Annotated in this window: 19 protein-coding genes; 6 read left to right on the top strand and 13 right to left on the bottom strand. The window is 70.3% G+C overall.

What is annotated here, in order from left to right; all coding sequences use genetic code 11:
- From ABZ260_RS26360 to ABZ260_RS26335, 6 genes are all read right to left on the bottom strand, one after another.
- A partial coding sequence (locus ABZ260_RS26360; protein ID WP_355622795.1) for a hydantoinase B/oxoprolinase family protein occupies positions 1-602 on the bottom strand: 602 nt, incomplete at its 3' end.
- The gene (locus ABZ260_RS26355; protein WP_355622792.1) at positions 599-2,656 is read right to left on the bottom strand and encodes a hydantoinase/oxoprolinase family protein; all 2,058 of its coding nucleotides are present in this window, start codon (positions 2,654-2,656) and stop codon (positions 599-601) included. The genes ABZ260_RS26360 and ABZ260_RS26355, both read right to left, overlap by 4 nt.
- Before the next feature lie 8 nt (positions 2,657-2,664).
- The gene (locus tag ABZ260_RS26350; protein ID WP_355622789.1) at positions 2,665-4,677 is read right to left on the bottom strand and encodes a dipeptide ABC transporter ATP-binding protein; all 2,013 of its coding nucleotides are present in this window, start codon (positions 4,675-4,677) and stop codon (positions 2,665-2,667) included.
- 6 nt (positions 4,678-4,683) lie between these two features.
- Positions 4,684-5,535, bottom strand: coding sequence for an ABC transporter permease (locus ABZ260_RS26345; RefSeq protein WP_350956746.1), 852 nt, complete (start codon positions 5,533-5,535; stop codon positions 4,684-4,686).
- A complete protein-coding gene (locus ABZ260_RS26340; RefSeq protein ID WP_355622785.1) occupies positions 5,535-6,545 on the bottom strand; it encodes an ABC transporter permease in 1,011 nt (336 codons plus the stop codon). The genes ABZ260_RS26345 and ABZ260_RS26340 overlap by 1 nt, the downstream gene beginning before the upstream one ends.
- Positions 6,546-6,548: 3 nt before the next feature.
- Positions 6,549-8,225, bottom strand: a complete 1,677-nt coding sequence (locus tag ABZ260_RS26335) for an ABC transporter substrate-binding protein (RefSeq protein ID WP_355622782.1) — start codon at positions 8,223-8,225, stop codon at positions 6,549-6,551.
- 350 nt (positions 8,226-8,575) lie between these two features.
- Here ABZ260_RS26335 and ABZ260_RS26330 point away from each other — a divergent pair, with 350 nt between their 5' ends.
- The 3 genes from ABZ260_RS26330 to ABZ260_RS26320 all read left to right on the top strand — a co-directional run bounded on the left by ABZ260_RS26330 (position 8,576) and on the right by ABZ260_RS26320 (position 9,357).
- Positions 8,576-8,809: a type II toxin-antitoxin system CcdA family antitoxin gene (locus ABZ260_RS26330; protein ID WP_355622779.1), complete on the top strand. Its 234-nt coding sequence runs from the start codon at positions 8,576-8,578 to the stop codon at positions 8,807-8,809.
- A 202-nt stretch (positions 8,810-9,011) separates the two neighbouring features.
- Positions 9,012-9,134 (top strand): hypothetical protein, encoded by a 123-nt coding sequence (locus tag ABZ260_RS26325; protein ID WP_355622776.1) that lies wholly within the window; start codon positions 9,012-9,014, stop codon positions 9,132-9,134.
- 67 nt (positions 9,135-9,201) lie between these two features.
- Entirely contained in the window at positions 9,202-9,357 is a 156-nt protein-coding gene (locus ABZ260_RS26320; RefSeq protein WP_355622773.1) for a hypothetical protein, read from the top strand.
- A gap of 162 nt (positions 9,358-9,519) precedes the next feature.
- On the opposite strand, the gene ABZ260_RS26315 is transcribed toward ABZ260_RS26320, so the two are convergent.
- Entirely contained in the window at positions 9,520-10,074 is a 555-nt protein-coding gene (locus ABZ260_RS26315; RefSeq protein WP_355622770.1) for a Chromate resistance protein ChrB, read from the bottom strand.
- A gap of 88 nt (positions 10,075-10,162) precedes the next feature.
- Here ABZ260_RS26315 and ABZ260_RS26310 point away from each other — a divergent pair, with 88 nt between their 5' ends.
- Genes ABZ260_RS26310 through ABZ260_RS26300 form a run of 3 tightly spaced genes read left to right on the top strand, consistent with a single transcriptional unit; the run spans position 10,163 to position 11,844 of the window.
- The gene (locus tag ABZ260_RS26310; protein WP_355622767.1) at positions 10,163-10,933 is read left to right on the top strand and encodes a hypothetical protein; all 771 of its coding nucleotides are present in this window, start codon (positions 10,163-10,165) and stop codon (positions 10,931-10,933) included.
- A complete protein-coding gene (locus tag ABZ260_RS26305; RefSeq protein ID WP_355622764.1) occupies positions 10,930-11,133 on the top strand; it encodes a hypothetical protein in 204 nt (67 codons plus the stop codon). Before ABZ260_RS26310 ends, ABZ260_RS26305 begins: the two co-directional genes overlap by 4 nt.
- Before the next feature lie 3 nt (positions 11,134-11,136).
- Positions 11,137-11,844 carry a VIT1/CCC1 transporter family protein gene (locus ABZ260_RS26300; protein WP_355622762.1) on the top strand — a complete coding sequence of 236 codons (708 nt, stop codon included), beginning with the start codon at positions 11,137-11,139 and terminating at the stop codon, positions 11,842-11,844.
- Positions 11,845-11,912: 68 nt separating this feature from the next.
- On the opposite strand, the gene ABZ260_RS26295 is transcribed toward ABZ260_RS26300, so the two are convergent.
- From ABZ260_RS26295 to ABZ260_RS26270, 6 genes are all read right to left on the bottom strand, one after another.
- Positions 11,913-13,004, bottom strand: coding sequence for an oligopeptide/dipeptide ABC transporter ATP-binding protein (locus ABZ260_RS26295; RefSeq protein ID WP_355622759.1), 1,092 nt, complete (start codon positions 13,002-13,004; stop codon positions 11,913-11,915).
- Complete coding sequence (locus tag ABZ260_RS26290) at positions 13,001-13,996, bottom strand: ABC transporter ATP-binding protein (RefSeq protein WP_355622756.1); 996 nt, start codon at positions 13,994-13,996, stop codon at positions 13,001-13,003. The genes ABZ260_RS26295 and ABZ260_RS26290 overlap by 4 nt, the downstream gene beginning before the upstream one ends.
- A gap of 14 nt (positions 13,997-14,010) precedes the next feature.
- A complete protein-coding gene (locus ABZ260_RS26285; RefSeq protein WP_355622753.1) occupies positions 14,011-14,898 on the bottom strand; it encodes an ABC transporter permease in 888 nt (295 codons plus the stop codon).
- Positions 14,864-15,793 (bottom strand): ABC transporter permease, encoded by a 930-nt coding sequence (locus ABZ260_RS26280; RefSeq protein ID WP_355622750.1) that lies wholly within the window; start codon positions 15,791-15,793, stop codon positions 14,864-14,866. The genes ABZ260_RS26285 and ABZ260_RS26280 overlap by 35 nt, the downstream gene beginning before the upstream one ends.
- An 8-nt stretch (positions 15,794-15,801) precedes the next feature.
- Positions 15,802-17,403: an ABC transporter substrate-binding protein gene (locus tag ABZ260_RS26275; protein ID WP_355622747.1), complete on the bottom strand. Its 1,602-nt coding sequence runs from the start codon at positions 17,401-17,403 to the stop codon at positions 15,802-15,804.
- Between the two features lie 196 nt (positions 17,404-17,599).
- Positions 17,600-17,789 (bottom strand): hypothetical protein (locus ABZ260_RS26270; RefSeq protein ID WP_355622744.1); only part of this gene is annotated, 190 nt, incomplete at its 5' end.

Genomic DNA, 17,789 nt, shown 5'->3' with positions numbered 1-17,789 from the left:
CGGCGCTCGCCGGTGCGCAACGCGGCGACCTGCGCGTTCAGATCACCGATCACCAGATCCGGCATCCGCGAGTTGAACCGGATCAACTCGATGATCTCCCGGTTCGGCTCACCCCCCGAGAACACCTTCGTCCCGGGAAAGATGATCCCCTCCTGATGCATGTCCGTGGAATCCAGCACATACCCCGGATCCTTGGCCCCCAGATCCATCCAGTGAGCCCGCACACACAGAAAACCCACCAGCTCGGAACCCAGGAACACCGGCGAGAACAACGTCGCGTCATAGGCGTGCGCCGCGTTCCAGTACGGATAGTTCAGCAGCACCACATCACCCGGACGCAGGTTCTCCCGCCCCACGTACTCCACCCCCTTGCGCAGGGAGAAGTCGTTGGCGCCGAGGAAGAAGGTGAGCCCGGTGGCCTCGGCGATCAGCCGCAGGTCGGCGTCGTACATCGACATGCCGAAGTCGTGGACCTCGTAGATGACCGGGTTGAACGACGTGCGGATCAGCGTGGCCCGCATCTCCTCCGCCGCGGCGAGCAGGTAGCTGCGCACCACCTCGGCGGTCGCCCCGTCAAGGGTCTCGCCCAGTCGCTCGGTCACGACGCCACCTCCACAAGCCTGACCAGCAGGTAACCGTGCTCGTCGACCTCGACCCGCTGCCCCGAGGGGACCACGGTGGTCGAGGTGCCCTCGTCGATGAGGGCGGGTCCGTCGAACGCGTCGCCCGGCTCCAGCAGCGCGCGGTCGTAGACGGCGAACGACGCCGTGGCCCGGGTGCCGAAGTCGTAGGCGTCCCTGCGGGCGAACAGTGCCCGGCCCGCGTCGCCGTCGCCCGGCGGGCGCACCACCAGCTCCGGCCGGTCGGTGCGGCCGATGCCGCGCACCCGCAGGTTGAGGATCTGCAGCCGGTTGTCCATGGCATGGCCGTAGCGCGCCACGTGGGTCTCCTCGAACGCCCGCCTGATCGCGTCCCGGTCCAGGTCGCGGCCCGCGGTGACGATGAGCGAGTGCTCCTGCCCCAGATAGCGCAGCTCGAACTGGCGCTCAAGGACCATTCGCCCGGCCGCGACCCGCTGCGCCTCCAGGGAGTCGACGGCCTCGGCCTCGATGCCCTTGAAGATCGTCTCCAGCTCGTCGAGGTCGGCGTCGTCCAGGGTGGCCATCACCGTACGGGAGAAGTCGTCGACGATGTCGGCGCTGAGCATGCCCCAGGCGGAGAACCCGGACGGCGCGAACGGCACGATGACCTCGCCGATGCCCATCTCCGCCGCGAGCAGCGGGGCGAGCAGCGGTCCGGCCCCGCCGAACGCGAGCAGCGAGAAGCCCCGGGGGTCGTGCCCCCGCTCGACGGTGATCTGCCGGACCGCGCCGACGGTCTTGGCCAGCAGCACGTCGAAAACGCCCGCCGCGGCGGCCTCCGTGCTCAGCCCCAGGGGCCGGGCCACCTGCTCGTCGAGCGCCGCGCGAGCGGCGTCGGCGTGCAGGTCCATGGTCCCGGCCAGGAAACGGCCCGGGTCCACGTAGCCGAGGACCACCGCCGCGTCGGTGACAGTGGGGCGGGTGCCGCCCCGGCCGTAACACACCGGGCCGGGGTCGGCACCCGCACTGTGCGGACCCACCTTGAGCAATCCCCTCTCCAACCACGCGATCGAGCCCCCTCCGGCCCCTATCGTGCGGATGTCGTAAGTGGGGATCAGCAGCGGGAAGTGCTCCAGCTGCGCCTCGTAGGCGGCCACCGGGGACCCGTGCTCGATCACGCACGCGTCCAGTGAGGTGCCGCCGATGTCGAAGGTGAGCAGGTCCCGGCGGCCGAGGGCGGCGGCGAGGTGCGCCGCGCCGACGATGCCGCCCGCCGGGCCCGACAGCACCGTGTGCGTCGGGGAGGTCTTGGCCACGGAGGACGTCATGGAACCGCCGCCGGACCTCATGATCAGGAACTGCCCGCCGAACCCGCGCTCGGCCAGCCCGTGCTCCAGCCTGTCGACGTACCTCTCGAAGATCGGCCGGATGTAGGCGTCGAGGACCGTCGTGCTGGTCCGCTCGTACTCGCGGTACTCCCTGACGATGTCGGTGGAGAGCGAGACCGTCACGTCCGGGTACGCCTCGCGGATGATCCGGGCGGCCTGGCGCTCGTGGGAGGGGTCGAGGAAGGAGTGCAGGAAGCAGACGGCGATCGACACCACGCCCTCCTCCTCGACCAGGACCCGGGCCGCCTCCCTGACGCCCTCGGCGTCGAGCTCCTCGACCACGCGGCCCCGGTGGTCGAGCCGTCCCCGCACCCCTGCGGTGTGACGGCGCCGCACGAGGCTCTCGGGGCGCTCGTACTGAAAGTCGTACATGTGGTCGGCGGGCACGTTGCCCCGGCCGATCAGGAAGATGTCGCGGAAGCCGTCGTTGGTGATGATCCCCGTCGGCTCGCCGCGCCGTTCCAGGACCGCGTTGAGGCCCAGGGTGGTGCCGTGGATGAACAGCTCCACCTCCGACAGGTCGGTACCGAGCGCGGTGACCGCGTCGAGCACGCCCTCCCAGGGGCGGGCCGGGGTGGTCGAGGCCTTCCTGAAACGCACCTCATGAGTGCGGGTGTTCAGCTCCATCGCGTCGACGAAGGTGCCGCCGATGTCGACGGCCAGACGGATGTGCTTCGGGTCGGGCATTGAGGGTGTCACCTTTCGATCAGCGCGGGGATCTCGGCGGCGCGGTGGCAGGCGACCAGGCTCGCGTCGTACGGGCGGAGCTCCTGCTCCCGCTCTCCGCATTCGTCTGTCGCGAAGGGGCAGCGCGGCGCGAGGGCGCAGCCCCCGGCGGCGTCCGCCTCCTCCAGATCCTTGGTCAACTCGACCTGCGGGCCGCCGTAACCGACGCCGAGGCTGGGGGCACTGGACAGCAGCGCCCTGGTGTAGGGGTGCCCGGGATTGCCGAAGACCTCTTCCACCGGCCCCTCCTCGACGATCCGTCCCAGGTAGAGCACCACGACGCGGTCGCAGAACCCCCGCACGGTGGCCAGGTCGTGGGAGATGAAGACCGAGCCACGCGAGCTGTCGCCGCTCACCTCGGCGATCACCTTCAGGATCTGCGCCTGTACCGTGACGTCAAGCGCCGAGGTCGGCTCATCGAAGACGATCAGGTCGGGTTCGCCGACGAGCGCGCGGGCGATGCCGACGCGCTGCGCCTGCCCGCCGGACAGCTCGTGCGGGCGCCGCTCCAGGATCGACGGGTCCAGTTCCATCCGCTCCAGGGCGCGGGCGACGCGCGAGGCGCGCTCCGCGGCGGGCACCCCGGCGGCGCGCAGCGGCTCGCCGATCGCGTCCTGCACGGTCCGCCGGGGACTGAGCGACCCGATCGGGTCCTGGAAGACCAGCTGGGCGCGGGTACGCAGCCGGCGCAGCCGGGCGCCGCGCAGCTCGGACAGGGCGTGACCGGCCACCTCGACCCTGCCCTGCGAGGGCTGCACCAGGCCGAGCATCAGCCTGGCCAGGGTGCTCTTACCGCAGCCGCTCTCCCCGACGACACCCAGCCGCTCGCCTGCGGCGACGCTGAGGCTGACCCCGCGCAGCGCGTGGTGCCCCCCGCCGCCGAAGCGGCTGCGGTAGACGACGTGCGCGTCCTCGATGCGCAGCACGCTCTCCCTCGCACCGGGCGAGGTGGCCGTACCGGCGGACAGGACCGTTCCCGCGGGCGGGGTCTCCGCGGGGACCGGCGGCTCGGCGGGATCGTCGAGTGGGCCCGAGCGGGGGTGGAAGCAGGCGGCGCTCCAGTCCATGGCCAGGGGCCCGGCGACGGGCAGGTCCGCCGTGCACAGCTGCGTCGCGTGCGCGCAGCGCGGCGCGAACGGGCAGGATGACGGCGCCTCGGTCAGCAGCGGCATCGCGCCGGGGGTCGCGGTCACCGGGCGCCCGTCGATGTCGGGCACCGAGCGCAGCAGCGCCCGCGTGTAGGGGTGGGCGGGCTCGTGGAGCACCTGCGGGCCGGGACCGCTCTCCACCACCGTCCCCGCGTAGAGCACCACGACGCGGTCGCAGACCTCCGCGATCGACGCCAGGTCGTGGGAGATCAGCAGCACACCGCGCCGCTCCGCGTTCGCGGCGAGCCGGAACCGGTTGAGGATCTCCCTGGTGAGCGTGACGTCCAGCCCGGTGGTGGGCTCGTCGGCGATCAGCAGGCCGGGCGCGCACCCGGTGGCCAGCGAGATCATGACGCGCTGCGCCATGCCGCCGGAGAGCTCGTGCGGGTAGGCGTCCAGGCGGCGCCTCGGGCTGCGGATGCCGACCGACTCGAACAGCTCGGCGGCGACCTCCCTGGCCGGAGCCGGGGCCAGCGACCGGTGGGTGACCAGCCGGTCGACGAGCTGGCGGCCGACGGTACGGGTGGGGCTGAGCGCGCCGCGCGGGTTCTGGAAGCAGATCGCGGCGCCGTGCCCGCGGAAGGCCTCCAGCTCGGCGGCGTCCATCGTCAGCACGTCGGCGCCGTCGAACATGACCCGTCCGGTCGTCTGGGAGCCACCGGGCAGCAGGCCCACGATCGAGCGGGCCACCATGCTCTTGCCGCCGCCGCTCTCACCGACCAGGCCGACCACCTCGCCCGGCTCGACGCTCAGGTTCACCCCGCTCAGCGCGGCGACCCGGCGTCCCGGCCGCCGGATCACGACGGAGAGGTCCTCGATCGACAGGAGTGTCATCGTCTGTCACCTCCTTGTGGAGTCGGCGCGTTCCTGCAGGCCCTCACCGAGGAGGCTGAAGCCCAGGACGCAGATCAGCAGGAAGAGGCCGGGAGGGACCGAGGTCCACCACCGGCCCGCGACGACATCACCGGAACCGAGGCTGATCATGGCGCCCCACTCCGCGGTGGGCAGCGGCACGCCGAGTCCCAGGAAGGACAGCCCGGCCAGCGTGAGCATGGCCCAGCCGCAGTTCAGCGGGGCGATGACACGCACCGGCGTCAGGCTGTTGGGCAGTACGTGCCGCCAGAGCACCCCCCAGAAGGAGGAGCCGGAGGTGCGGGACGCCTCCACGAAGGGCAGCTCCCTGATGGAGCGCACCTCGGCACGGACCAGCCGGGCGTAGGCGGGTGCGTTCACCAGGGCGATGACCGCGATCAGGTTCGCCGTACCGCCACCGAGCAGCGCGGCCACCGCCAGGGCCAGGATGAAGGTGGGGAACGCCTGGAAGACGTCGAGCACCCGCATCAGCACGTCGTCGGCCCAGCCTCCCCGGTATCCGGCGACCAGGCCGACGAGGCTGCCCGCGACCACGGCCAGGGCGACCGCGGCGACGGCGATGCCGACGTCGAGCCGGGCGGCGTGCAGGACCCGGCTCCACACGTCCATGCCGTTGAGGTCGGTGCCCAGCAGGTGCGCGCCGCCCGGCGGGGCGAGGGAGGCGAGGGGGTCGATCTCCTCGGGACCCCAGGAGCTCAGCAGCGGCGCGAACAGGACGGCCACCGCGACCACGGCCAGGATGGCGGAGCCCACCGTGATCAGGGACGACGCGAAGCGACGGTCCGCGCCCGCCTCCCGGGCTCGTGGCGCTTCGGCCATCAGATCCTCACTCTCGGGTCGAGGATCGCGTGGACGACGTCGGCGATGAGGAAGACCACCACGTAGAACAGCGCGATCACGAGCACCGACGCCTGAACCACCGGGTAGTCCCGGTAGAGCAGGCCGCGCAGCGCCCACTGCCCGAAGCCCTGCCAGGAGAAGACGTACTCCACGAGGACCGTCGAGCCGATGGAGAAGCCGAACACCAGGGCCGCCAGCGCGGGAAGCCGCACCAGCGTGGCCCGCACCAGGTAGCCGCGGAGCAGCAGCCGGTCCTTCAGGCCGTGCGCGGCGGCGGCCGTGTACGCCTCGGAGGCCAGTACCTCAAGCGCGGAGGCCCGGACGCTGCGCAGCAGCGGCGCGACGATGACGATGACCAGCGTGGCCACCGGCAGCGCGAGGTGCTCCAGCGCGGAGACAAACGCGGGGCCGTTGGCGGTCAGCGCCGCGTCGAGCAGGTCGGCGCCGGTGATCAGGTTCAGCTCGGTGTCGGGATCCACCCGGCCGCTGGGTGCCGGGAACCAGCCCAGCACGCTGTAGCCCACCAGGACCAGCACCAGGCCGAGCCAGAACTCCGGTACCGAGTTGCCGATGAGCGCCGCGACGCGGACCGTGTGGTCGCCGAACCGGCCCGCGTGCCTGGCCGACCAGATGCCGAGCACCACCGCCAGCACCAGCGCCACGGCCAGCGCGATCACCACGAGTTCCATGGTCGGCCCCACCCGCAGGGCCATCTCCGAGCCCACCGGGGCACCACTCTGGATGGAGGTGCCGAAGTCACCGGTGAACAGTCCCCCGACGTAGTCGAGGAACTGCTGCCACAGGGGCCGATCCAGCCCGAACCTGGCCCGCGCCGCGGCGGCGTCCGCCTCCGTGGCGTTGGGGCCGAGGATGGTACGGATCGGGTCACCCGGCAGGACCCTGACGAGCAGGAAGGTCAGCACGACCACCCCGAGGAGCACCGGGACGAGCTGGAGCAGCCGCCTGAGGACGAACCGGAGGATACGCATGGATCAGGAGGAGGTGCTCAGGTAGCGCAGCCGGGCCAGGCCGTCCATCGGCTGGACCCATCCCGCCACCTCTTCCCGGACGGGGAGGTTGAAGTTGGGCTGGCAGATGACGACCCATGGCACGTCCTCGGCCAGGATCTCCTGCACGCGCTGCCAGAGCCCGGCACGCTCGGCCGCGTCGACGACGGTGTGGGACTCCTCGAAGATCTTCTCGATCTCGGGGTTGACGTAGTTGGAGTAGTTGAGGCTGGCGCCCTTGGTGAAGCTGGTGCCGAGCATGTACTCCACGTCGTTGACCCAGAGCTGGCCCAGGGTGATCTGCAGGGGGATGTTCTTCTTCGCCCTGCGCTCGCCGAGCGTGGCGGGGTCGAGCGGGGTGAGCTTCAGCTCGATGCCGGCCTTCCTGGCCTCGCTCTGCACGAGCACGGCGATCTGCTGCTGCTCCTCGCTGTCGGTCTGGAAGACCAGCTCGGAGGTGATCGAGGTCTTACCCGCCGCGGCCAGCGTCTCCTTGGCCTTGGCGACGTCGTAGGCGTAGGGGTAGCCGGTCTCGGAGTAGCCGGGCATGTCCAGCGGGACGACGCTCTTGGCCGCCCGCGCGTCGCCACCGTAGACGTTGGCGATGATCTGCTCGTACGGCACCGCGTGGGCGAGTGCCCTGCGCACCGCGGGGTCGTCGAAGGGGGCGGTGGTCACCGACATCTGGATGGCGAGCTGGTTGTTGCTCGGCGCGGAGATGACCTTGATGCCCTTCGTGGACTTGAGGTCCTTGATGTCGCGCTGGCCGATGCCGAAGGCGACGTCGATGTCGCCGTTCTGCAGTTGCAGGCGCTGGTTGGAGGCCGCGGGCACCACGCTCAGCCTGATCTCGGAGCTCTTGGCGCCGTCGGTGCCCGGGTAACCGGCGTTGGCGGTGAGCACGATCTCCTGGCCCTGGACCGCCTTCTCCACGTTGAAGTAGCCGCCGGTCGGGGGGTTCTTGGCGAACCACTCCTTGGCCCAGGGGTCGGCGTCGGTGGCGTGCTTCTTCGCCTCCTCCGAGTCGAAGACGTACAGCGAGATGGCCTGGATCTGCCGGGTCAGCGCGCTGGGGAAGGCCTGGGTGAACGTCACCGTGTAGTCGTCGACCACCTCGATCTGGTCGGCCTTGGTGAGCCCGATCAGCCGGTAGACGCCGGCCACGTTGGCCTTCGCGGCGAACGCGCGGTCCTTGGACCACTTGACGTCCTTGGCGGTCATCTCGTTGCCGCTGGCGAACTTGACGCCCTTGCGCAGCTTGAGGGTCCAGACCTTGTTGTCGGCGTCGGGCTCGAAGGACTCGGCGAAGGTGGGGGCGATGGCCTCGGTGTCGAGGATCTGGCCGTCGCCGACCGAGGTGACCCCGTAGTCGACCATGTAGGGGAAGACGTTCTTGTAGAGCATCAGGGCGGTCAGGTCGAACCCGACGAAGTCCTGGTCCCAGCTGCTCAGGTAGCTGCTCACCGCGATCCGCAGCTTCGCGGCGCCCGGGGCCCCGCCGGGGGCGGTGCTCGCCGCGGGCGCGGTGGATCCGCCGCCCCCCGTGGTGCCGGCGGCACATCCGGTCGCCAGGAGGAGGGCGACCCCGCTGCCGAGCTGCAGGACCGAGCGGCGGGACAGCGCCGGGGATCCCGGACCGTTGGGACGAGAGAAGCCGGGCACGGCAGTCCTCCAGGGGGCCACAGGGGATAGGCCGCGAGGGAGACGGTCCACCCGACCTACATGTGGCATTTGTTCTATCAGACCTGAGTTTGGTGAACAAGTGACCAATGTCTGTTCACGAACGAGGCCAATGCCCAGAGAAGCACCAGGACAGCATAAAGATCATGCCCAACAGTCATGTTCACTGAATTTCACAAGACTGTCGCCCATATGTGACCGGCACCCCGTACCGTATCGGCAGAATCGTCTCCGCCCGGCGGGCCGGCCCGCCCCGAAGCGACGACGGGACCACTTTCCGCCTGACACCTCGACCAGCGGAAAAGATCTTAGTGCGGTACTACCGTGTCACCATGGCCGCGAAGGAAACCAGCAGCGTGACCGTCGATCACGATCTGCTCGATCACGCCAGGCAGCGGGTCGGCACCGGCTCACCGTCCGCCTACGTCAACGAGGCCCTCACCCTGGAAGTCCGGCGAGAGCGCCGGCGCCGCGCACTCTGGAACACGAAGGCCGCTGACGCCGACCCCGATCGCGTGGCCCGCATGATGGCCCATGTCGAGAGCCAGGGCCAGCGCGACCGGTAACCGGCCCCACCTTCCGGACACGAGCCTCCCGATGGACAGCCCTGTCGCTCTCCTGCGACACCAAAGCCCTCAGGTCCGCCCGGCGGCCTCGGCCACTCACCCGGTGCGCATTTTTTAGGTGGATTTAAGCGTATTTGTATGGAAATAAAGCATTTGACCGCCTATGGCTTGACAGTTAATCCCCACGGGCATGACTACCCGGGTGAAGACTGAGCCGGTCCATGGGCGGCTGGCCGATCATCTGTCGATCGGGATCCTCACCTCCGCCTTCCCCGTACCGCTCCTCGACGAGGTCGTGCTGGCCAGATGGACGGCACCGCGCTGACCGTCCCCGCGACAACGCGGCGTTCGGCTACCCGGACGAGAGTGCCCGCCTGCCGTGCGTACGGGTGGTGGCCGTGGTCGACGGCGGGACGCACGCGCTGATCGACGCGACCATCGGCGGTTCGGGGGCGGACCGGCAGGCGCTCGCGCCGAGGCTGCTGCGCCGTCTGGAGCCCGGCGTGCTGCTGCTCGCCGGCCCGGGGGCCAGAGGGGCCGAGCTGTGAAGGTCCCATACGGGACCTTCGCGAACCGGACGTTCCTGTCGCGGTGGCGGGAGACGGGGCGGGGGCGGCGGCGTGGCCGGCTCTTCGCGAGATCGTCGCCCCGGCGGACACCGCCCGCCTCCACAGGGCCCTCACCTGCCCTCGCGACTCGGCCTCCGGGCGTCAGACTGTGCCGGGGTCGCCGACGCGCTCGTAGACGTCGGCCTCGAACTGGTCCAGCAGCCGCTCGCACTCCGCGACCTTCTCGTGAGCCAGTTCCCTGCCCGGGGCGCTCATCCAGTCTCGCCCCTCCACCTTGCGGAGCCAGCGCCGTAACTTCTCCAGGTCCTGCCGGATCTCCTCTGTCTCCTCGAAGGTGTAGTTCTGGCGGAACCGCTCGAACTCGATCTCTTTGAAGAACTTCGTCTCGCACTCTTCGACGATCTCCGCGTACTCCTTGGCCGAGTTCTCGCGGAACGACTCCACCAGCTTGTGGTGCTCGCGCTCCTCGAGCGCGACCAGCACGAAGATCATGCTCTCGCCCCCGAGCTCGTCGATGCGCTCGCGGACCTTGTCGAGGCGTTCCCGTACTCCCGGGCGGTCCGGCAGCACGCATACGGCCTGCTGGATGTAGAGGGCCCCCAGTCGCTTCAGCTCGCGCCACACCGCCACCCGAGCTCGCGAGGTCGTCGAGGGCACGCGGTACACGAGCTGCAGGAATCGCTCCTCGATCGTCATGGCACCCAAGGCTACCCAGTTGACATGTCGGACATGAATACTGAAGCATGTGTTTCACTGAAACAATTGTTACACAGAAGGAGCCGCCGTGACAGGCGCAACATGGGGCCTGGTGGCCTCGACCTTCGCCGCCTCGTTCGTCGAGTTCGTCGAGGCGCTGACCATCGTTCTGGCCATGGGCGTGACACGCGGCTGGCGCTCGGCCCTGGCGGGCACGGTGGTGGCACTGGTGGCGCTGACCGGGTTCACCATCGCCGCCGGGTACGCCCTGAGCACCTGGCTGCCCGAGTCGCTTCTCCAACTCGTCGTCGGCACGTTGTTGCTGGTCTTCGGCCTGCAGTGGCTGCGCAAGGCGATCCTGCGATCCTCCGGGCTGAAGGCCATGCACGACGAGGACGAGGAGTTCGCCTCCCAGACCGAGGCCGGGCGGCAGGCTGCGGCCAAGAGCCGGTTCGGCATCGACACCTTCGCGTTCGTGGTGTCGTTCAAGGGCGTGTTCCTCGAGGGCGTCGAGGTCGTCTTCATCGTCATCACGTTCGGGCTGAGCGCCGCGAACATGCCCGCGGCGGTCGGCGGCGCGGCCATCGCCGGTCTCCTCGTGCTGGTCGCCGGCCTGATCCTGCACCGCCCGCTCGCGATGATCCCCGAGAACGCCCTGAAGTACGGCGTGGGTCTGCTGCTCGCCAGCTTCGGCGCGTACTGGGCCGTGGAGGGCCTGGGCGTGTTCACCGCGGGCGGCGAGAGCCTCGAGTGGCCGGGTGGCGACTGGGCCATCCTCGCCCTGATCGCCTGCTGGCTCCTGACCTCGCGCCTGCTGGTCGTGTTCCTGCCCCGTCTCAAGCCGGAGGTCGCCCGATGAGGTTCGTCAAGGGTTTCGGACAGTTCTGGTACGACTTCATCATCGGCGACGACTGGAAGATCGCCGTGGCGGTCGTCGCGGCGCTCGCCGTGACACTCGGCGTCCTGCTCGCTGGCTTCACCGCCGCGAGCGCCGTCACCGGAGGCGTGCTGCTGCTTCTCTTTTTCGTTGCCAGTGTCGTGATCGACGTGAGGAACTAACCGATGTCCGCACAGACCGCGGAGCTGCACACCCATCACCGCGACGTGACGGGCGGCTGGCTGCGGCCCGCCGTGTTCGGCGTGATGGACGGGCTGGTCTCGAACGCCGCGCTCCTGGCCGGAGTGGTCGGCGGCGGGGCCACCGGGACCACCGTGACGATCGCCGGGCTCGCCGGGCTCGCGGCGGGTGCCTTCTCCATGGCGACCGGCGAATACACGTCGGTCGCCTCGCAGCGGGAACTCACCCAGGCCGAGATCGCCGTCGAACGCCGCGAGCTGGCCCGCAACCCCGAGGCCGAGGAACGGGAGCTCGCCCTGCTGTACCAGTCGCGCGGCCTGGCGCCCGAGCTCGCCGAAGAGATGGCCAAGCAAATCCACCGCGACGACGAGGTGGCCTGGCGGGTACACGCCCGCGAGGAGCTCGGCGTGGACCCCGACGACCTGCCCTCGCCCTGGGTCGCCGCGGGATCCTCCTTCCTGGCGTTCGCCATCGGGGCGCTGATCCCGGTGCTGCCGTTCCTGCTGGGGTCGTCGTCGATGTCGGCGGTGATCGTGCTCACGGCGGTCGCGCTGTTCGCCACCGGCGCGCTTGTCGCCCGGCTCACCGCCAGACCCCCCCTGTACGGCGGCGGCCGCCAGCTCGCGCTCGGCGCCCTCGCCGCGGCGGTGACGTACGGGGTCGGCAGCCTGGTGGGGACGTTCATCGCCTGAGCGGGCCGCGCCCACCACGGGGCGCCGCACCTCGAACGGGTGCGGCGCCCTCGCCGTCACTTCGAGGGTCATGCCCGGTGGCACGCGACCAGGTGCGTCCCGTCCGGCCGGGACTCAACCTCGACCTCCGCGTCGAACCGGCCCCCGCCCGCCGCACCGGAGCCGGTCCCCGCCTCCGTCTTCGCCTTCGCCTTCGCGACAAGTGCCGGACCGGGCCCCGTGTGGCGCCTCAGTACCGGCGGTTCCGTGGCGCACCGGGCGTCGGCCTTCCAGCAGCGGGTGTGGAAACGGCACCCGGACGGCGGGTCCGCCGGGCTCGGCGGCTCCCCCTCCAGGGGAATCTCCTCCCTCTCGCCGCGCAGCGCGGGGTCCGGCAGCGGCGCCGCGGACAGCAGCGCCCGCGTGTACGGGTGCGCGGCTTCGCCGTACACGTCGTCCTGCGATCCGGACTCGACCACGCCGCCCAGGTACATCACGGCCACCCGGTCGGCGACATGCTGGACCAGGCCGAGGTCGTGCGAGATGAACACGTACGCGAGCCGGAACTCCTCTTTGAGCCGCTCGAGGAGGTTCACGATCTGGGCCTGCACGGACACGTCCAGGGCCGAGGTCGGCTCGTCGCAGACCAGGATCCGCGGCCGCAGCGCCAGTGCCCTGGCGATGCCGACCCGCTGCCGCTGGCCACCGGAGAACTCGTGCGGATAGCGGCCCGCGTGGCCGGGGTTGAGCCCGACGATCTCCAGCAGCTCGCGCGTCCTGCGGTCACGCTCACGGCGCGGAGCAAGGTCGGGATGGACGTGGAAGGGCTCGCGGACGATGTCCCCGACACTCATGCGTGGGTCGAGCGACGAGTAGGGATCCTGGAAGACCATCTGGATGTCCCGCCGCACCCTCCGCATGGCGCGCTCACGCAGGCCCGAGATCGGGCGGCCGAGCACCCTGACCTCGCCCGAGGTCGGCCGGTCGAGCCCGGCGAGCATGCGGGCCACCGTGGACTTCCCGCATCCGGACTCCCCGACGATTCCGAGGGTCTCCCCCTCGCGCAGCTCCAGGCTCACCCCGTCGACGGCCCTGACGCGGCCCACGGGACGGAACGGCAGGCCGCCGCCGATCGGGAAGTGCCTGACGAGGTCGCGCGCCTCAAGCACGGTCTCGGTCATCGCCCGCTCACCCGCTCCCACGCGTGGCAGGCGGTGCGCCTGCCCGGGCCGATCTCGACCGGCTCCGGCTCTTCCTCGCAGGCTTCCCAGGCGTACGAACAGCGTTGCCTGAACCTGCAGCCGGAGTCGGGGTCGGCCGGATCGGGCGGAGCCCCCGGGATCGTCGCGAGCGGCCGGCCGCGCAGATGCGGCCGCGGGATCGCGCCGAGGAGCGCCTCCGTGTACGGGTGGGCGGGCCGGGCGTACACCTCGGCGGCGGGCGCCTGCTCCATCACCCGTCCCGCGTACATGACCACGACCCGGTCCGCGACATCGGCGACGACGCCCATGTCATGCGTGATCAGCACGAGTGCGGTGCCGTGCTCCCGCTGGATTTCCCGGAGCAGCCGCATGATCTGCGCCTGGACGGTGACGTCGAGCGCGGTCGTCGGCTCGTCCGCGATGATCACCTTGGGGTCGAGCGCGATCGCGAGCGCGATCCCGACACGCTGGCGCATGCCACCGGAGAACTGGTGCGGGTAGTCACCGGCCCGCCGTGCGGCTCCGGGGATGCGGACCAGATCGAGCACCTCGACCGCTCGCGTACGCGCCTCTCGCCTGGACAGGCCGCGATGAACGCGGAACAGCTCGGCGATCTGGAAGCCGACCGGCAGCACGGGGTTCAGCGCGGACAGCGCGTCCTGGAAGATCATCGCGATGGTCGTGGCCTTCAACCGGCGCCGGGACTCCTCCGGCAGTCGCAGCAGGTCCACCCCGCGCAGCCGTACGGCTCCCGCCGCGATCCTGCCGCGGGGCGGCCGTACCAGGCCCATGACGGCCCGCGCGGTGACGCTCTTGCCGCTGCCGGACTCGCCGAGGACGGCCAGGGTCTCCCCCGCCTCGACCGCGTAGCCGACTCCGTTCACCACCCGCGCGGCGCCGAACTCCACATGCAGGTCGTCTACCGCGAGCAGTGGCGCGGCGGGGTCGAAACCGGGAAGCGACTCGATCATGGCGGCATGCCTTTCTACCGGATGTATCTGAGCCGGGGGTCGAAGGCGTCGCGCAGCGCGTCGCCGAGGAGCACGAAGCTCAGCACCGTCACGGTCAGGAAGAGGGAGGGGAAGATCAGCAGGTGGAGGTCGGTGGTGAAGTACTGCTGGGCGGTGTTGAGCTGGACGCCCCAGGAGATCGCAGGGGTGCGCAGGCCGACGCCGAGGAACGTCAGCGCCGACTCCGAGGCGATCACCAGGCCGACGTTGAGCCCGCTCAGCACCAGGGCGGGGCCGATGGAGTTGGGCAGGACGTGGCGCAGCAGGATGCGCGGCGCGCTCGCCCCGATGCCGCGGGTGGCGGCGATGTACTCGCTGTTCACCGTGGCGAGCACCGAGCCGCGGACGACCCGTGCGAGCCCCGGCCAGCCGAACAGGGCCAGCACGAGTGAGACGGTGAGCTCGTTGTGCGTGCTGAGGGTCTGCAGGATGACGATCATGCCGATGAGGGCGGGGAAGCCAAAGAAGACGTCCATGACCCGGCTGACCACCGCGTCCACCCATCCACCGAAATATCCGGCGAGGCCGCCGAGGACGACGGCGATGACCAGCACACTCGCCGTGACCAGGACCGCGATGGCGACCGATGAGCGGGTGCCGTAGACCACGTTGCTGTAGAGGTCGCAGCCCTGGATGTCGAAGCCGAAAGGGTGCCCGGCGGACGGCGGCAGCCCGCTATCGGCGAGGTCGCACCGGCGTGGGTCGCCGTGGCCGAACAGCCCGGCGAACACCTGCGGGGCCACGGTCATCATGCAGATGATCGCGGCGAAGAAGGACGAGACCGCGAACGCCGGCCGCCGCAGCAGTGCCGGCAGCGGGCGGCGGAGATCAGCGGAGCCGGATGCGGGGGTCAAGGATGCCATAGAGGAGATCCACAAGGAGGTTGACCAGCAGGAACACAAGGACGAGCAGGCTTCCGATCCCCACCACGACCGGGCCGTCGTGCTGTGGGATCGCCGCGAAGATCTGGTAGCCGAGGCCCGGCAGATTGAAGATCCCCTCGATGAGCACCGTGCCGCTGAGCAGGTATCCCAGGCTCACTCCGAGGAGGGAGACCACGGGGATCAGCGAGTTGCGCACGACGTGCCGCGCGACGACGATCCGCCGTGGCAGGCCCTTGGCCACGGCGGTGTCCACGTGGTCGGCGCTGAGGTTCTCCAGCACGCTGGTCCGGGTGAGCCGGGTCGTCTGCGGCAGGCCGTAGAGCGCGAGGACGAGGCCGGGCAGGATGTACGCGAGCGGCCACCCCGCATCCGTGCCGGACGCGGGGAACCAGCCGAGGTTCACACCGAACACAATCTGCGCGACGTACGCGGCCACGAAGAACGGCACGCCCATGACGAGCGTCGTGCCGCCCAGCACCACCAGGTCCGCCGTCTTGCCGCGGCGGATCCCGGCCAGCGTGCCGAGCAGGACGCCGAGGACGGCCTCGAACAGCCAGGCCGTCACCCCGAGCTGGAACGTCACCGGCCAGCCCGCGGCGACGATCTCCGAGACCGGCCTGCCGTTGAGGTCGACGCCCATGTCCCCGGTCAGCAGGCCCTTGAGGTAGACGCCGTACTGCACGATCAGCGGGTCGTCCAGGTGGTACCGCTCCCGGAGCGCTTGCACGACGGACGGCGACACCACCCGACCAGGTCCCGCGAGCGCCTGGATCGGGTCTCCGGGGAGGGCGTACACCGCCATGTAGATGATGAACGTCGTCCCCAGCAGCACCGGTACGGCCGTGGCCACCCGGCGGAGGATGTACCTGCCCATGGTTCGGGTCAGCCGACCGTGACGGCCGCGAGCACGACACCGCCGAGGAACTCAGGCCGTACGCCGCCGATCCGCGCGGAGTGCGCCAGCCCGCCGACGGGACGGTAGAGCGGAACGAGCGGCAGGCCGTCCATCGCGGTCTTCACGGCCTCCTTGGTCAGGGTGACGGCCTCGTCGGGCGACGCGGAGGCGGCCTTGCCGAGCGACGATGCGAACTCGGAGCTGTCGTAGCCGGTCACGTTGGTGCTGGAGCCCTTGGTGAACAGCTGGTCGGCCAGCGCGTACAGGTGGGGGTAGCCGGCGGCCATGTAGAGAAGGACCGGGCCGTCGACCTTGTGTGCGCTCAGGTTGGGGTAGATCTGGTCGACCGGCTGGACCTGGGTCGTCACCGCGGTGATGCCGAGGTTGGCGCGGAGCTGGTTGGCGACGGCTTCCAGGATCACCGTGTTCGTGGGGTCCTGGTAGGTCCACAGCGTGAGCGGGCCGGTCCACCCGCCTGCCTCCGCGAGCAGTGCCTTCGCCTTCGCCGGGTCGTAGGCACATGACGTGCAGTCGTCCATGCCGCCGCCGGGGACGTTCTCTCCGGCCAGGCCGCGCGCGGGTTCGCCGAAGCCGCGCAGCAGCGATTTCACGATCGTGTCGCGGTCGACGGCCTGGGAGAACGCCTGGCGCACACGCGGGTCGGCGAAGCGCTTGTCCCACAGTGGGAAGCCCAGGTAGACCACGGCGGGGAAGGGCACCCGGACGAGCCGGTCCTTGAACTGCTGCGCGGCGCCGGTCAGGTTGTTGCCGGTCACCAGCGTGACGTCGAGGGTGCCCGCCTGCAGGTCGCGGTAGGCCGTCCCCTCGTCCTGGTACGACCTGACGTCGACGCGGTCGGCGTTCCCCGGGGTCCCCGCGTACGTCGCGGATTTCCGCAGGACCAGCCTGGTCGCACCGGTCGTCATGCCCTCGCCCTCGACCTGGTACGGGCCGTTGCCGACGGGCTTCCTGTCGAACGCGTCGAGGTCGGTGAAGGCGGCCTTCGGCATCGGCGCGAACGTCGACTGGGCGAGCACGTACGGCAGGAGCGACAGTGGCTTGCTGAGGGTGACCCGGAGCGTGTACGCGTCGACGACCTCGACGCCGGACAGGGTCTTCACCGAGGATGTGCCGTCGGCCGGGTTGAGCTCCGCGTACCCGGCGAAGCCGGCGAGCATGTAGTTGTTGGTGAAGGCGTTGGGCCCGTACGCCGTGGCGTTCCACGAGTCGGCGAAGGACTGGGCGGTAACCTCCTCACCGTTGTGGAAGGTCCAGCCCTTCTTGACCTTGATGGTCCAGGTGGTGTTGTCCGCCGACTCGATCGACTCGGCGACCAGGTTGACCGCCTTGCCCGTGGTGCCGTCGACGCTCGTCAGGGGCGAGAACAGCGCGTAGTCGATGTTACTCCCGCCCGACCTGCCGGGCGTGAAGTGGGTCAGGAAGTAGGAGGTCACGCCGACCGCGTAGGACTTCTCCCCCGATGTGGCAGCGCCATCGCCCGAGCCGCCGGAACAGGCCGTCAGGGCGAGGACCAGGACGCAGGACGCCGCCCAACGTCGTGCTCGGCTTCCGATCGGTGAGACAGACATGTTGCACCTTCCATGGATGCTCCGCGTGAATCCGCGTGAAGTGGGGGACGACGGCCGCCGGTTCTCGCGAGGGTCACCCGCTTGGACATCGAGAGTGACATAGCTCACCCGCGCGGGTCGTTGTCGAGAGGGTTCAAGCGGTGATGACCCCTTTGTCCGGTGGAACAGGGGGAGGCTCGCCGGTGAAGCGGGCGTTTCACAGCGATTTCCGGTGGGCCCACCGGCCGCCTACGAGCGTGCCGAGCACCCCCGGGCGGCGCAGCTCCGCGGGCGTGAGGAGCGACGGGTCCCCGATGCGGATGGCCTCCGCGGTGGCGCTGCCGGTCTGCAGCACCAGGAGGACGGGTACCGCCGCCGTGAGGATCAGCGTGTACAGGCGTGCGATC

Source organism: Streptosporangium sp. NPDC006013, from assembly GCF_040614275.1.
Taxonomy (GTDB): Bacteria; Actinomycetota; Actinomycetes; order Streptosporangiales; family Streptosporangiaceae; genus Streptosporangium.
This window is presented reverse-complemented; position numbering and strand designations above follow the sequence as displayed.